Source organism: Mesorhizobium hawassense (assembly GCF_003289945.1).
GTDB classification, from domain to species: domain Bacteria; phylum Pseudomonadota; class Alphaproteobacteria; order Rhizobiales; family Rhizobiaceae; genus Mesorhizobium; species Mesorhizobium hawassense.
The window spans coordinates 137794-150985 of record NZ_QMBP01000003.1 but is presented as its reverse complement, the minus strand read 5'-3'; the positions used below and the strand labels follow the sequence as shown (position 1 = coordinate 150985).

Annotated in this window: 11 protein-coding genes; 8 read left to right on the top strand and 3 right to left on the bottom strand. The window is 62.8% G+C overall.

The features are described 5' to 3' along the window. Nucleotides 1-161 precede the first annotated feature (161 nt). Together DPM33_RS08060 and DPM33_RS08055 are read left to right on the top strand one after the other, a co-directional pair. Nucleotides 162-1331: a glycosyltransferase gene (locus DPM33_RS08060; protein WP_112096890.1), complete on the top strand. Its 1170-nt coding sequence runs from the start codon at nucleotides 162-164 to the stop codon at nucleotides 1329-1331. Then, entirely contained in the window at nucleotides 1328-2794 is a 1467-nt protein-coding gene (locus tag DPM33_RS08055; RefSeq protein WP_112096889.1) for a lipopolysaccharide biosynthesis protein, read from the top strand. Before DPM33_RS08060 ends, DPM33_RS08055 begins: the two co-directional genes overlap by 4 nt. On the opposite strand, the gene DPM33_RS08050 is transcribed toward DPM33_RS08055, so the two are convergent. Then, on the bottom strand, nucleotides 2696-4354 hold the full coding sequence (locus DPM33_RS08050; RefSeq protein WP_245442044.1) for a polysaccharide pyruvyl transferase family protein: 1659 nt from the start codon (nucleotides 4352-4354) through the stop codon (nucleotides 2696-2698). The two genes, DPM33_RS08055 and DPM33_RS08050, sit on opposite strands and share 99 nt — an antisense overlap. On the opposite strand from DPM33_RS08050, the gene DPM33_RS08045 reads away from it, so the two are divergent. From DPM33_RS08045 to DPM33_RS08020, 6 genes are all read left to right on the top strand, one after another. After that, on the top strand, nucleotides 4353-5525 hold the full coding sequence (locus DPM33_RS08045; protein ID WP_112096887.1) for an HAD family hydrolase: 1173 nt from the start codon (nucleotides 4353-4355) through the stop codon (nucleotides 5523-5525). The genes DPM33_RS08050 and DPM33_RS08045 overlap by 2 nt on opposite strands. Before the next feature lie 23 nt (nucleotides 5526-5548). Continuing rightward, nucleotides 5549-6538, top strand: a complete 990-nt coding sequence (locus tag DPM33_RS08040; RefSeq protein ID WP_112097268.1) for a glycosyltransferase family 2 protein — start codon at nucleotides 5549-5551, stop codon at nucleotides 6536-6538. Beyond that, nucleotides 6535-7476, top strand: a complete 942-nt coding sequence (locus DPM33_RS08035; RefSeq protein WP_112096886.1) for a glycosyltransferase family 2 protein — start codon at nucleotides 6535-6537, stop codon at nucleotides 7474-7476. The genes DPM33_RS08040 and DPM33_RS08035 overlap by 4 nt, the downstream gene beginning before the upstream one ends. Continuing rightward, on the top strand, nucleotides 7466-8437 hold the full coding sequence (locus tag DPM33_RS08030; RefSeq protein ID WP_112096885.1) for a glycosyltransferase family 2 protein: 972 nt from the start codon (nucleotides 7466-7468) through the stop codon (nucleotides 8435-8437). Before DPM33_RS08035 ends, DPM33_RS08030 begins: the two co-directional genes overlap by 11 nt. 78 nt (nucleotides 8438-8515) lie before the next feature. Further along, nucleotides 8516-9412: a UTP--glucose-1-phosphate uridylyltransferase GalU gene (gene galU, locus DPM33_RS08025; protein ID WP_112096884.1), complete on the top strand. Its 897-nt coding sequence runs from the start codon at nucleotides 8516-8518 to the stop codon at nucleotides 9410-9412. A 167-nt stretch (nucleotides 9413-9579) separates the two neighbouring features. Further along, the gene (locus DPM33_RS08020) at nucleotides 9580-11961 is read left to right on the top strand and encodes a polysaccharide biosynthesis tyrosine autokinase (RefSeq protein WP_112096883.1); all 2382 of its coding nucleotides are present in this window, start codon (nucleotides 9580-9582) and stop codon (nucleotides 11959-11961) included. A gap of 63 nt (nucleotides 11962-12024) precedes the next feature. On the opposite strand, the gene DPM33_RS08015 is transcribed toward DPM33_RS08020, so the two are convergent. Together DPM33_RS08015 and DPM33_RS36865 are read right to left on the bottom strand one after the other, a co-directional pair. Then, nucleotides 12025-12738 carry a metallophosphoesterase gene (locus tag DPM33_RS08015; RefSeq protein ID WP_167448989.1) on the bottom strand — a complete coding sequence of 238 codons (714 nt, stop codon included), beginning with the start codon at nucleotides 12736-12738 and terminating at the stop codon, nucleotides 12025-12027. A 164-nt stretch (nucleotides 12739-12902) separates the two neighbouring features. Then, on the bottom strand, nucleotides 12903-13130 hold the full coding sequence (locus DPM33_RS36865) for a hypothetical protein (RefSeq protein ID WP_245442043.1): 228 nt from the start codon (nucleotides 13128-13130) through the stop codon (nucleotides 12903-12905). Nucleotides 13131-13192 lie beyond the last annotated feature (62 nt).

Sequence of the window (13192 nt, the reverse complement as noted above, 5' to 3'; positions counted from 1 at the left end):
ATGCCGAGCATGGAGATCGAACTGATTTGCTGCAGCGCACCTAAAATGTTGCGATGCAGCAATTCCTATATTAGTTTGTGTCGACAGGAGTCAAAGTTCATGCCGCACGTGTCAGGCCTTGCCGACGTTTCCAGCCTGATCCGGGCGAGAACACCCTGCCGATGAGGATTTGTTTCGTAGTCGATAAATTTCCCACTCTGTCCGAGACATTCGTGCTCGATCAGATTGCCGGATGCCTTGAAAGAGGGATGGAAGTCAGTGTCGTCTGCAACGAGATGGCCTTTGGCAGGGACAGCAATGTCGACGATGCACGTTGGCAGTCATTGCCTGGACCGGTCGTTTCCTGGTGGGGCGGCCTCAGTCGCTACCGGTCGCTGCTCAGGAAATGGTCGGGCAGGTTTTGGGACAAGCTTTCCACCGCTATCGACCTCGCCAACGCGCACAAGCTGCGAAGCGTCGATGTGATCGTGGCGCATTTTGGCCATAACGGCCTGCGCGTCGCTCGCATCATGAAGCAGCGCAGGATTCGCGCCCCTTTGGTGACCATATTCCACGGCACCGATGTCGGCAGGCCGATGCACGACAACACACTCGGCTACTACGGGCCCGTTTTCGAAAAAGGGGCTCTCCAGCTACCTGTGAATGCATTCTTCCGTCAGGCCCTGATCGATGCCGGCGCCGAGCCGACCCAGGTCGCGGTCCACCACATGGGCATTCGCTCTAGCGAGATCGAATATCGCTGGCGCTCCTGGCAGGGACGTACGGTGTCTTTCATCTCGGTGTGCCGGCTGACCGAGAAAAAGGGCACCGAATATGCGCTGCGCGCGCTCGCCGACCTGCCGCATCGCGACTGGATTTATTCGGTGATCGGCGGCGGAGAATTGTTGGAGCAATTGAAGCGCATCGCGATCGATCTCGGTATTGCCGACAGGGTGACTTTCCTCGGACCGCGTCCGCACGGCGAGGTCAAGCAGCGCCTGCGTGGCGCCGATGTCTTCCTTCTGCCGAGCGTCGCCGGGCGAGACGGCGATCTGGAAGGAATCCCGGTTGCTCTCATGGAGGCGATGGCCGGCGGCTTGATCGCCGTCAGCACCTATCATTCGGGGATTCCCGAGCTGATCGAGGATCACAAGACAGGCTTCCTCGTACCCGAACGGGACGTCGCTGCGCTTGCCGGCAAACTCGCATGGGTCGCCGAGAATCCAGACCTGTGCGAGCCGATAGCGCTTGCCGCCCGAAGGAAGGTTGAGGCGGATTTCAATGCCGATATCTTGAATGAACGCTTTGCGCAGATCGTCGCGCGGCTGGGGAAGACCGGATCCGTCACATGAATGCCAATCCGCCGCCCCCTCAATTTGGTCGCGTTGCCTTGCGCGGCGGGCTGGTCACGGCTGGCGCGCAAGGTTTCAAGATAGCGATCCAATTCCTTTCGGTCGTCATCCTTGCCCGGCTGCTCGTTCCCGAGGATTTCGGCCTGGTGGCTTCCGTCGGACCGATCGTGGCCTTTGTCGGCCTGCTTCAGGATCTCGGCCTCCAGCAGGCGGTCATCCAGCGCAAGGAGATCGATCAACGGCAACTCAACCAGGTCTTCTGGCTGAGCGCGGTTGTCGGCCTGTGCGCCGGGGCGGTCGTGGCTTGCCTGGCCCCCGCCATTGCCGCCTTCTACGGCGACCAGCGAATGTGGGGAATAACACTTGCTTCCGCCGTGCCGCTGCTTTTTGGCAGTCTTGCCGCCGTTCCGCTTGCCTTGATGAACCGCCATCTGCAATTCGGCCAGCTTGCGCTCAACGACACAATCACCGCGGCTGCCGGGCTGCTCGCCACCGCAACCGCGGCGTATTGGGGACTTGGCTATTGGTCGCTGGTCTTGGGTCCGGCTGTTTCGGCCGTTGTAGCGCTGGTTGCCGGCTGGTTGGTGACGCGCTGGACACCGTCCTGGCCGAATCTGAAGATCGATGGCGACATATTCAGGTTCGGCGCGAACCTAACGGGCTTCAACCTTGTCAATTTTCTCTCTCGCAACCTCGACAACATCCTCATCGGAAAATATTCCGGCGCGGTCGAGCTGGGCTACTATGATCGCGCCTACAAGCTGCTGCTCTTTCCGCTGCAGAACATCAACCAGCCGCTGACGCGTATCATGGTGCCGCTGCTCAGCCGCATCCATGAAGACAAGCAGCGGTTTCGAGACATCTATGTCCGGACAAACTGGCTGCTGGCCGTCATCACCATGCCCGGCATTGCGACGTTGACACTGACTTCGGAACAGGTGGTCAGGCTTCTCTTCGGCGAGCGTTGGATGGCTGTGGCGCCGATTTTCGCCTGGCTGGGCATCGCCGGCCTGATGCAGTCCGTATCGAGCACCACTGGGTGGATATTCATCTGCCAGGGGAAGACGAAGACGATGTTCCACTGGGGCATCTATTCGTCGCTGACGACCGTCGCCTCCTTCATCGTGGGCCTCCATTGGGGCGCCATCGGCGTCGCGGCTGCCTATGCCATTAGCGGCTATGCGCTGCGTGTCCCGGTACTTGCCGCCCTGATCCATCGTGTCGGCCCCGTGACCGCTGGCGATTTCCTGGGCATACAGGGGCTTTTCATCGTCTCGTCCCTGCTCGCCTGGTTCTCGTACCTGTCGCTGCCGGCGCTGCTGACCGCCCAGTCGGACCTGCTCACGATCCTTGTGGCGGTTGCCCTAAATTACGGGTTCGCTTTGGCCCTCATGCTTGCTGTTCCGCAGTCGCGCAAGGCGTTGTTCGCCACTCTTGCCAATGTCGCCAGCAACATTGGGTGAGCGGCTGCCTATCAACGGCGACAATTGCCTCGTTGCCGACATTGCCGACGCATGCTCTTCGAGCACGGCCTCGAGGCTTGCCCGGCGATAGTGGTCAAGGCCACCGATCAATCTGCCGAGTTTTTCGGCGGCTTCCGAGGGCGTCACGGTATCGATGTCGAGTAGAAGGTCGGCGACGCCGATACGCTTGGCGACTTCCTTGGTTTTGAATTCATAGGCGATTGGCAGCACCGGCGTGCCGACGCAAAGCGACATGATCATCATATGCATGCGCGTCGCGACGACGAAGTCGCAATCCTTCACCAGCGACATCAACTGGTCGGGCGTATGAAATGCGGCGTCGACATTGACGTGTTCGGCGATTTCCGGGTCGAGTTCGGCCACGATCGCCCGTGCAGTTCTGGCGTCGTCATGCGCATATTCCGGCACGCCCTGGCAGGTTGAAACGAAGGTCACCTTCTTGGCGTGGTCCCTGACGAGAATTGTGGCGATCTCCCGAATCGAATCGAGATAGCGACGCATGCCATCCTCACCGTCGCTGACGAAGCTCCAGTGACGGACGGAAATCGCGACGCGGCCCGTTGGCGCCGGTGCGCTGCCGAGATGTTTCTTGATCCTGCCGGTATCAGCCAGGGCAAAGACGGCATCGGCGACCACATGGCATTTGCCCGGGTCCTTCACCAGATCCAGTATGTGATTTCTGGATCGCTCGTCACGCAGCAGGATGAGCGGAGCACGATCGAAGATCGGACCTAGCTCCTGGCGATTGTAGCTTTTCTTGAACGGGCCGAGCGATTGCGTGAAGAAGATCGGGTCCTTGCCCAAGATCGCATCGATGCGGAATTGATTGAGCCGCTTTTCGAGATCGTAGTTCTCGACGAGATAGGTTCCGCCTGTCGTCACCACCAGGTCGGCGCTCGCATAGGCTTCAAGGCCGCTGCGGTCGTTCTGGCTGAAGAAAACACTGCTGGCGGCGCCGTTTTGCGCGAAGCGACGCAAGGCGCGCCAGACTGCCCGATTGTAGATCGACTTGAGCCGGCCCTTTATCCCGCGGCCATGCTGATCCTTTAACAGGGATTCCGACAAGAGCTTGTGAAATTCGAGATCCGGGTAATCTTTCTTCGGGTAGAGCCTGGCCGCGACGTCTGGCTGACTGTCGAAAACCAGGAACCGCACATCGCCGCCGCCGATCGATCTGAGAATATGGCGGATAGCCAAAAGGATCGCGGCATCGCCCGTGTTCAGACACACTGTGTTTTCGATCACGACTTTCATGGGGAACCTCGTTTCGCGTCCGTCGCCAGGCCGGCGGCGATTAAAACGGCATGTTTGCCGAAGTGCTGCCACGCAATCCGCGTCGCGATCCCTGGAATGCTGCACCACGCTGGTGGCCAACGCGGAATCCAGATCGATGCCAGGCACGTTTGAGAGTAGCGGATCATTTTTGCAGTGCAACAAAAAATGTGCGGACGTTTGCTCCGCAGCACCAAAATTGTTGCGATGCAGCAAAAGCTGTACTAGCATCCCCGATGGGTGGGCCCAACAGCGGTCGAGTTTCATGCTGCATGTCTTGTACCTTGTGCATGACGTATCCGACCCGGCGATGCGCCGGAGGGTGCAAATGCTCAAGGCAGGCGGCGCCAGGGTTACCCTGGCGGGCTTCCGCCGCACCACCAATCCGGTCGCCGAAATCGAGGGTATCGAGCCTGTCGACCTGGGCGCGACGCGCGACGGCCGATTCGCGCAGCGCATCGGCGCGGTCGCCAAGGCAGCCATGTCGATCGGCGCGAAACTGGGCGCCATGCCCAGGCCCGATCTCATCATCGCGCGCAACCTCGAGATGCTGGCGCTGGCCCGCCGCGCCAATGCCGCGCTCGGAGCAAGTGTGCCCATCGTCTATGAATGCCTGGATATCCATCGCCTGGTGCTGCGCGATGATTTTGTCGGCAGGACGCTGCGGGGCGCCGAGCGCCGCCTTGCCCGCGACGTGAAGCTTCTGGTGACGAGCTCGCCTGCCTTCATAGCTAATTATTTCGAGCCGTTCGGGCAGATCGTCGCACCCGTCGAACTGATCGAGAACAAATATTTCGAGGCAGCATCCGTCGTCGCCGCCCATTCTTTCGATGATGACGGTCCGACGCCGCCGCCCTGGCGCATCGGCTGGTTCGGCGCGCTCCGCTGCCGCCGCTCGCTGGAGCTGCTGGCCGATTTCACCCGCCGGCAGGCGGGGCGTTTCGAGGTCGTGCTCAGGGGCCGCCCGGCGCTGTCCGAATTTCCGGATTTTCATGGTTTCGTCGAGGCCGAACCGTGGCTTTCCTTCGGCGGTCCGTACCGCAATCCGGAGGATATGGCGGGAATCTACCAGGAGGTGCATTTCTCCTGGGCGATCGATTTCTTCGAAGCCGGCCAGAATTCCGAATGGCTGCTTCCCAACCGCCTCTATGAGGGCTGCCGCTTCGGCGCCGTGCCGATCTCGATGGCCGGCACCGAAACCGGCCGGTTCCTGAAGCGGCAGGATATCGGCGTGCTTTTGTCCGAAGCCACACCCGAAGGCATCGAGGCGATGCTGAGCCGGATGGATCAGGATGGATATCGCGGTCTGAAGTCGCGGGTGCTGGCCCGCAATCCGCGGACCTGGAGCTACGACCGCAGCGACTGCGCGGCCTTCGTCGAAAAGCTGCGCGGCCTCGCCGCCATGCCTCCGGCTTTTGCGAGACAGGCGGCGGCGTGATGGTAGAGGACGCACAAGAACCGATGACGCAGGCCATTCCATCGATCCTGATCGTCATTCCCTGCCTCAACGAGGCAGCCCATATCGGCGGCCTGCTCGACCAATTGCGGCCGGCGGCGGCAAGGCTCGGCGGTCTCATCGTCGTTGCCGACGGCGGCAGCACCGACGGCACGCAAGCCATCGTCGAAGACATCGTGGCGAAGGATCCCCGCGTCATCTTGCTCGCCAACCCGAAGCGCATCCAGAGCGCCGCCATCAATCTTGCGGTGGCAAGCCTCGGCGAAGGCGCCGACTACCTTATCCGCATCGACGCGCATGGCGGTTATCCGGACGATTACTGCGACCGGCTGGTCGAGGAAGCGCTTGGCACCGGCGCCGATTCGGTCGTCGTTTCGATGCTGACCGCCGGCACCGGCGCCGTGCAGAAGGCAGTCGCGGCGGCGCAGAACTCCAAGCTCGGCACCGGCGGCTCGAAGCACCGGCACATGACCGAGGGCGAATGGGTCGACCACGGCCATCACGCGCTGATGCGCGTCGCCGCCTTCAGGCATGTCGGCGGCTATGACGAGAGTTTCAGCCATAACGAGGACGCAGAACTCGACTACCGCCTGCGCCAGGCCGGCTACCAAATCTGGATGAGCGGCAGGACGCAGATGGTCTATTATCCGCGCTCGACGCTGAAGAGCCTCTATTTCCAGTATCTCGGCTATGGCCGCGGCCGCGCCAGGAACGTTCTGAAGCATCGCATGGTGCCGAAGGTCCGCCAGATGATCCCGCTGCTGGTGGCGCCGGTGGTGCTGCTGGCCTTGTTCTCCTTCGTTCACTGGCTGGCGGCGGTGCCATTCCTTTTGTGGACGGCCGTGTGCCTCGGCTACGGCCTGGCGACGGCGATACGCCAGCGCAACGCCGGTATCGCGCTGGCCGGAGTCTCGGCGATGGTCATGCATTTCGGCTGGTCTGTCGGGTTCTGGCAGCAGCTCTTGACGCCGCGCTCGCAGCGCGAGGTGGCATGATGGCCGGCCGCTCGATCGACATCTGCATCTGCACCTTCCGCCGGCCGGAGCTGGCCGACACGCTGCGCTCCATCGCGGCGCTGGAGAAGCCCGAGGGATCCGAGATCGGCATCGTCATTGCCGACAATGACGACGAGCCCAGCGCGCAGAAGCTGGTGAAGGCGTTGGCCGAGGAGCTGAAGCTGCCGATCCGCTATCGCCACGCGCCGGCGCGCAACATCTCGATCGCCCGCAATGCCTGCCTGGATGCCAGCGTTTCGGATTTCGCCGCTTTCATCGACGACGACGAGACGGCGTCGCCCGGCTGGCTGGTCGAATTGATGGCGACGGCCGACGCCAGCGGCGCCGCAACGGTGCTCGGGCCGGTGCGGGCGCATTATCGCCAGGACGCGCCGGACTGGATGCAAAAGGGCGATTTCCACTCGACCTTGCCGGTCTGGGTGCGCGGCGAGATCCGCACCGGCTATACCTGCAACGTCCTGCTCAGAACGACCGATGCGAGCCTGCGCGGCCGGCGCTTCAGCCTGGCGCGTGGTCAGACCGGCGGCGAGGACACCGAGTTCTTCGATGCCATGGTCAAGGCCGGCGGCCGCATCGCTTTTGCGCCGCAAGCCTTCGTCGACGAGGTGGTGCCGCGCGCCAGGGCGGCGTTCGACTGGCTGCGCCGCCGCCGCTTCCGCTTCGGCCAGACCCACGGCCACCTCATCGGCCACAATACGGGCGGCATGCGCCGCGCCGGCCAGGTCGGGCTTGCTTCCGCCAAGGCCGCCTATTGCTTCGGCATGGCCGTTTTGACCGCGATCAGCCCGGTGCGGCGGAACCGCAGCGTGCTGCGCGGCATTATGCACGTTGGCGTCGTCAGCGGTTTGGTCGGCGTCCGCGAAATCCGCCAATACGGCCTCACATCGCCAGAGCAAGGGAACAAACGTGCAGCCTGACGTCAGCTTCGTCATCGCCGCCTACAACGCCGAGGCGACGCTCGACCGCGCCATCGCCGGCGCGATCGCGCAACGCGGCGTGACCGTTGAAATCATCGTCGTCGACGACCAGTCGCGCGACGGCACCCTGGATGTGGCGCGCGCTTATCCGCAAGACATCGTCAAGGTCGTGGCGCTGCCGGCCAACCGCGGCCCGGGCGGCGCGAGGAATGCCGGCCTCGACCTTGCCCGCGGGCGCTGGGTGGCGGTGCTCGATTCCGACGATGCCGTGCATCCGGATCGTCTGGCGGCGATGATCGCGCGGGCGGAAGCGGCTGGCGCGGTCATCGCCGTCGACAATATGCGGGTCGTGCGCGAGGACGGCACGCCCGACGACATAATGTTCCCGACCGGCTATCTGGAGGGCCTAGGGGAAATCTCGCTGGCCGACTACATTGCCGGCAATCTGGTCTTCGAGTCGCGCTTCAATTTCGGCTATCTCAAGCCGATCTTCCAGCGGCGGTTCCTCGCTGACAACCGACTGCGCTACGACGAGGAACTGCGCATCGGCGAGGACTACATTCTCTTGGCGAGCGCGCTGGCCAGTGGCGGCCGTTGCGTCGTCGAACCGACCGTCGGTTATGTCTATCACATCCGCGCCGGCTCGATCTCGCGGGTGCTCGAATTGCATCACGTCGAGGCGATGATGCGCGCCGATGCGGCGTTCGCGGCGGCATATCCGATGGACACCGGCGCCCAGGCGGCCTTCGCCAGACGCGGCCGCAGCTTGCGCAAGGCAGCGTCGTTCCTGGCCCTGGTTCAACACATCAAGGCGCGCGCGCTGCTCAAGGCGATAGGCGCGGCGCTCAGGGATCCGGCCGCGGTCAGGCATATGTCGATGCCGATCGCGGTCCGGCTGAGAAGGGTTGCGGCACGGTTTGCCGTGGGGGCGGGGAGACGAAGCATGCGGGCGATTTCTTAGAGTATGGAAAAGACCGTGCTCCGACAATGATTTAGCCGGCGACAGGTAGAAAACTTTTTCTCTCAGAAGGAAGACCAGATGCAGAAAGTCAGGAAGGCAGTCATCCCGGTGGCGGGGCTCGGAACGCGGTTCTTGCCGGCGACCAAGTCGATGCCCAAGGAAATGCTGCCCGTCGTCGACAAACCGGTCGTGCAATATGCCGTCGACGAGGCCTTCGAGGCCGGCATCGAGCACATCGTCTTCGTCACCGGCCGCAACAAGGCGGTCATCGAGGACTATTTCGACCTGCATCCTGAACTGATCGGCACGCTGGAGCAGACCGGCAAGAAGGCCCAGCTCGAATCGCTGGAGAACCTGCTGCCGGAGGCCGGCGCCACCTCCTTCATCCGCCAGCAGTCGCCGCAGGGCCTCGGCCATGCCGTATGGTGCGCGCGCGACGTGATCGGCAACGAGCCCTTCGCGCTGCTGCTTCCCGACATGGTGTCCTTCGGCGCGCGCGGCTGCCTCGCCGAGACGGTCGATCTCTATCAGCGTACAGGCGGCAATGTGATCGCCGTCGAGCGCTGCGATCCGGCCGAAACCGGCAAATACGGCATCGTTGGCCGCGGCGATGAGGTCGGTTCCGGCTTCAAGGTCACCGAGATGGTCGAAAAGCCCGCTCCCGCCAAGGCGCCGTCGAATTTCTACATCAACGGCCGCTACGTGCTGCAGCCGGAGATCTTTGCCCTGCTCGGTAACCAGCAGCGCGGTGCCGGCAACGAAATCCAGCTCACCGACGCCATGGTGCGTCTTGCCCAGAGCCAGCCCTTCTACGCCCAGCCTTTCGATGGCCGCATGTTCGACTGCGGCTCCAAGGAAGGGTTCATCGAGGCCACCATCGCCTTCGCCCTGGCGCGCGACGACATGAAGGGGCCTGTCTTCGAAATGCTGCAGCAATTCGTCCGGTCGCATGAGCGCCGGGAAGTAGCCGCATAATGCCCATCTTTCGGGTGCATATGCGAACTCGCGATGGCGCGACAGCCACAGCAGCGCCCGGGCCTTCCGGCCCGGCGCATCCTGGCAACAACGTTGCGCGGTCTTTTCTGGTCACGACGCCGATCTACCAAGGCCGATAGCGCCTGCAACCTGGAATTGGACCAAACATGAACTATGCCAACTTCCCTCTCGACAAGAGGATGCCCTTGCCCAACACCGATCAGGAAAAGGGTGAAGACTTCATCGACGTCGAGCGTCTGCTTGGCATGGCCGCCCGACAGGCCAAGGTGGTGGCGGTCTGCGCCAGCATCGGCCTGTTCCTGGGCGTGATCTATCTGCAGACCACACCCAAGCAATATATGTCGGGGGCGAGCGTCCTCATCGACGAGGGCATGAATAAGGTCATGGACGACATCTCGGCTGCAAGCGTCACGCAGCAGACCGACGCGACGATCCTCAGCCAGATCGAGATTCTCAACTCAGCGCGGCTGGCGTCGGAGGTGGTCGACAAGCTGAAGCTCGACCAGAACCAGGACTTCATGAACCCACCGCAATCGGCTTTGGCCAAGGGCATCGGGTTCCTGCGCAGCGTCGTCGGTTATTTCCGCGGCAATGCAGCCGATGAACTCCCCGGCATCCAGAATGTCGATGCCGCGACGCGCGACGCCATGATCAAGACCGCGACCCACGACTACGCGGTTCTCATGCTGCAGACCGGATTATTGGCGGATCGCGTTAGCCGCAGCAATGTGATCAGCATCGGCTACCAGGCGACAAACCCGGCACTCGCCACGGCTATCACGAAAGCTTATGCAGATGCTTATCTCGCCGACCAGCTCAACGCCAGCTTCGACGCTACCGAGCGCGCGGCCTTATGGCTGCAGGGCCGGCTGACCGAGTTGCGCGAAAGCTCGCAGACGGCTTCGATGGCGGTCGAGAAATTCAGGGCCGAACATGGGTTGTCCGCCAACAGCGACGGCCAGTTGCTGAGCGACAAGCAACTCGCCGACCTCAACGCGCAGCTCATCGTCGCCCAGGCCGACACCGCCAGAGCCAGCGCCCGCTACCAGCAATACAAGGCGATCGTCGACAGCGGCTCCGAAAGCGCCTTCAACGATTCGGCCATCGGCTCGGATCAGCCGAGCAGCTCGGTCATCATCGCGCTCAAGACCCGCTATCTGGCCATTGCCAAGCGTCTGCAGGACGTCGAGACGAATTTCGGCAAGGATCATCCCCAGGCGGTCGCGCTGACCAAGGAAAAGGCCGATGTCTCGGCGCAGATCTTCGGCCAGCTGAAGCAGCTCACCGAAAGCTACCGCAACGACTTCGAGGTGGCGCAGGCGCGCGAGACCGCATTGCGCGACAAGATTTCCACCGCCGCCGGCAAGAGCTCGATCGACAACCAGTCGCAGGTGAAGCTAAAGGAACTCGACCAGCAGGCGCAGGCGCTGACCACGCTCTACCAGACCTTCCTCAGCCGCTATGAGGAGGCCTCGCAGCAGCAGTCCTTCCCGGTCGGCAAGGTCCGCATCATTTCCGACGCGACGATGCCGCTCGCCGCCTCCAGCCCACGCACCATGCGCGTGCTGGCGCTGTCGCTGGTGCTCGGCCTGATGCTCGGCGCAGGTTTCGGCGGGCTCAACGAGTTCAACGAGCGTTTCTTCAGGACGGGCGAGGACATTCGCGACCGCGTCGGCCTGAAATTCCTCGGTTATCTGCCGACGATCGGCGGCGGCAAGGCCAAGGAGAGCAAGGCCGATGACCTGCCGGTCGACGGCAAGGTGGCGAGCCTCTCCGCCGCCGAGAAACGGGCGCGCATGCGCGTCAGCATCGATGCTCCGGCCTCGATGTTCGCCGAGACGTTGCGCAACGCCAAGATCGCCTTCGACGTCGTGATGGAAGACCGTGGCAGCCGGGTGATCGGCGTCATTTCGGTGCTGCCAGGAGAAGGCAAATCGACGGTGGCCGCGAACCTGGCGGGTTTGCTCGCCGCCAACGGCGCCAGGACCTTGCTCATCGACGGCGACTTGCGCAATCCAGGCCTCAGCCGCAGCCTCGGCATGGAGGCCGAACAGGGCCTGATGGAAGCGGTGGTCAACGGCCAGACCTGGCAGTCGGTCGGCAAGGTCGATCGCCAGACCAAGCTCGCGATCATTCCGGCCGTGCTGCGCGGGCAGTTCTCGCACACCAGCGAGCTTCTGGGCTCGGCCGGCATGCGCCGCTTCATCGAGAACGCCAAGGAGACGTTCGAGTACATCATCGTCGACCTGCCGCCGCTCGGGCCCGTCGTCGACGCCAAGGCCTTCGCGCCGCTGGTCGACGGCTTCGTGATGGTCACCGAGTGGGGTCGCACACCGCGCAACATGGTGCGCTCGATGCTGGAATCCGAGCCCTATATCGCCAACAAGGTGATCGGCGCGGTGCTCAACAAGGTCGATTTGAAGAAGCTGGCCAAATACGGCTCGCTCGGCGGCTCGGAACGGTTCTTCGACCGCTATTCGAGCTACTATCTGGAGAAGTCGGAAGCGCGCGCAAGGCAGGCTGCTTGAGGCGGGTTTCCGATCGGAAAAACAAAAGACATGTGGCGGCTCAGCCTGATACGGCGAGCCGCCCTAATCTTGTGAGGACAGCAGCCGGCCATATTTGCCGACGATCCTGAGCGCGGTCAGCCGTCCCGTCTGAAAGGCTCCGGTGTCGATATCGAGCCGGCGCCCGTCCAGGGTAGGAACGTCGACGATCGTGTGCCCGTGCACCACCCAGCGGTCGAGACGGTGTGACGCCTGAAAGAATTCCTCGCGGATGTTGAGGAGATCGGCCTCGTCCTGCGCCTCGAGCGAGACGCCGGGTCGGATGCCGGCATGGACGAAGACCCATTCGTCCGAGCAGACCATCGCCGGCAGCGTGCGCAGGAAGTCGATATGGCTGGCGGGGATGGCTTCGCGGATGCGCGCGTCCGCCTGCTCGCTCGAACCGTAGAGGCTTATCAGCCGGTCGGGGTCGACGCCGTAGGAGAAAAGGGTCTCGCGGCCGCCATAGCCGAGCCAGGTTTCACGCGACAGGTAACCGTCCAGGTAGAGGAGCAGCGCGACCTCGTGGTTTCCCGCGAGGCAGACGCGCAGGAAGCCCTTTGGCGGTGGTCCCATCAAATGGTCGATCACGCGCCGCGAGTGCGGCCCGCGGTCGACATAGTCGCCCAGCATGATGATGATCCTGCGGCCGCTGAATCGCTGCGCGTCGCGGACGATCCTGTCTTCCAGCGCCCGCAACTCGTCGAGGCAGCCATGCACGTCGCCGATCGCGTAGACCACGGTGCCGTGCATATCCATGACCAGCCTTTCGCGCGGCGCGGGTCGGGGTCGTCTCGAACGCTGGAACAGGCTCACGGATTGAGGCTCGGGTACTTGCACTGGATTGCGCCTCGATTATCACGCCGAATGCAAACAATTCCACACCAAGCGGTTAACCATTTTCACGGAAGGGGTGAACCGCTCTATCTCTTTGTTTTTGGGCAATTCCAGACGCTTTTCCTGGAATGCCCTGGCCCGGCAGCCGGAGCCGGCAAAAGCCATTTCGGGATGGGGCGGGATGCCGTGGCGCGTGCCGAACTGCCGTCGGGAAAGGCCCAGACCCAGAAGCCATAGTGATAGAACATCACCATGACGGCAGCCAGGAACCGCAGAACGTCGACGCCGCCGAATGTGATCTTGTGCTGAGCCATGCCGTGCCTTCGGTATGGCCCCCCAAAGCGAACTTTAAAGTCTATTGCTGCATTGCACAACA

What these genes read in the sequence shown, in the direction of transcription:
- galU (WP_112096884.1), top strand. Translation starts at nt 8,516, where the DNA reads ATGCAGAAAGTCAGGAAGGCAGTCATCCCGGTGGCGGGGCTCGGAACG.
- DPM33_RS08050 (WP_245442044.1), bottom strand. Translation starts at nt 4,354, where the DNA reads ATGAAACTCGACCGCTGTTGGGCCCACCCATCGGGGATGCTAGTACAG.
- DPM33_RS08060 (WP_112096890.1), top strand. Translation starts at nt 162, where the DNA reads ATGAGGATTTGTTTCGTAGTCGATAAATTTCCCACTCTGTCCGAGACA.
- DPM33_RS08015 (WP_167448989.1), bottom strand. Translation starts at nt 12,738, where the DNA reads ATGGATATGCACGGCACCGTGGTCTACGCGATCGGCGACGTGCATGGC.
- DPM33_RS36865 (WP_245442043.1), bottom strand. Translation starts at nt 13,130, where the DNA reads ATGGCTCAGCACAAGATCACATTCGGCGGCGTCGACGTTCTGCGGTTC.
- DPM33_RS08035 (WP_112096886.1), top strand. Translation starts at nt 6,535, where the DNA reads ATGATGGCCGGCCGCTCGATCGACATCTGCATCTGCACCTTCCGCCGG.
- DPM33_RS08045 (WP_112096887.1), top strand. Translation starts at nt 4,353, where the DNA reads ATGCTGCATGTCTTGTACCTTGTGCATGACGTATCCGACCCGGCGATG.
- DPM33_RS08040 (WP_112097268.1), top strand. Translation starts at nt 5,549, where the DNA reads ATGACGCAGGCCATTCCATCGATCCTGATCGTCATTCCCTGCCTCAAC.
- DPM33_RS08055 (WP_112096889.1), top strand. Translation starts at nt 1,328, where the DNA reads ATGAATGCCAATCCGCCGCCCCCTCAATTTGGTCGCGTTGCCTTGCGC.
- DPM33_RS08020 (WP_112096883.1), top strand. Translation starts at nt 9,580, where the DNA reads ATGAACTATGCCAACTTCCCTCTCGACAAGAGGATGCCCTTGCCCAAC.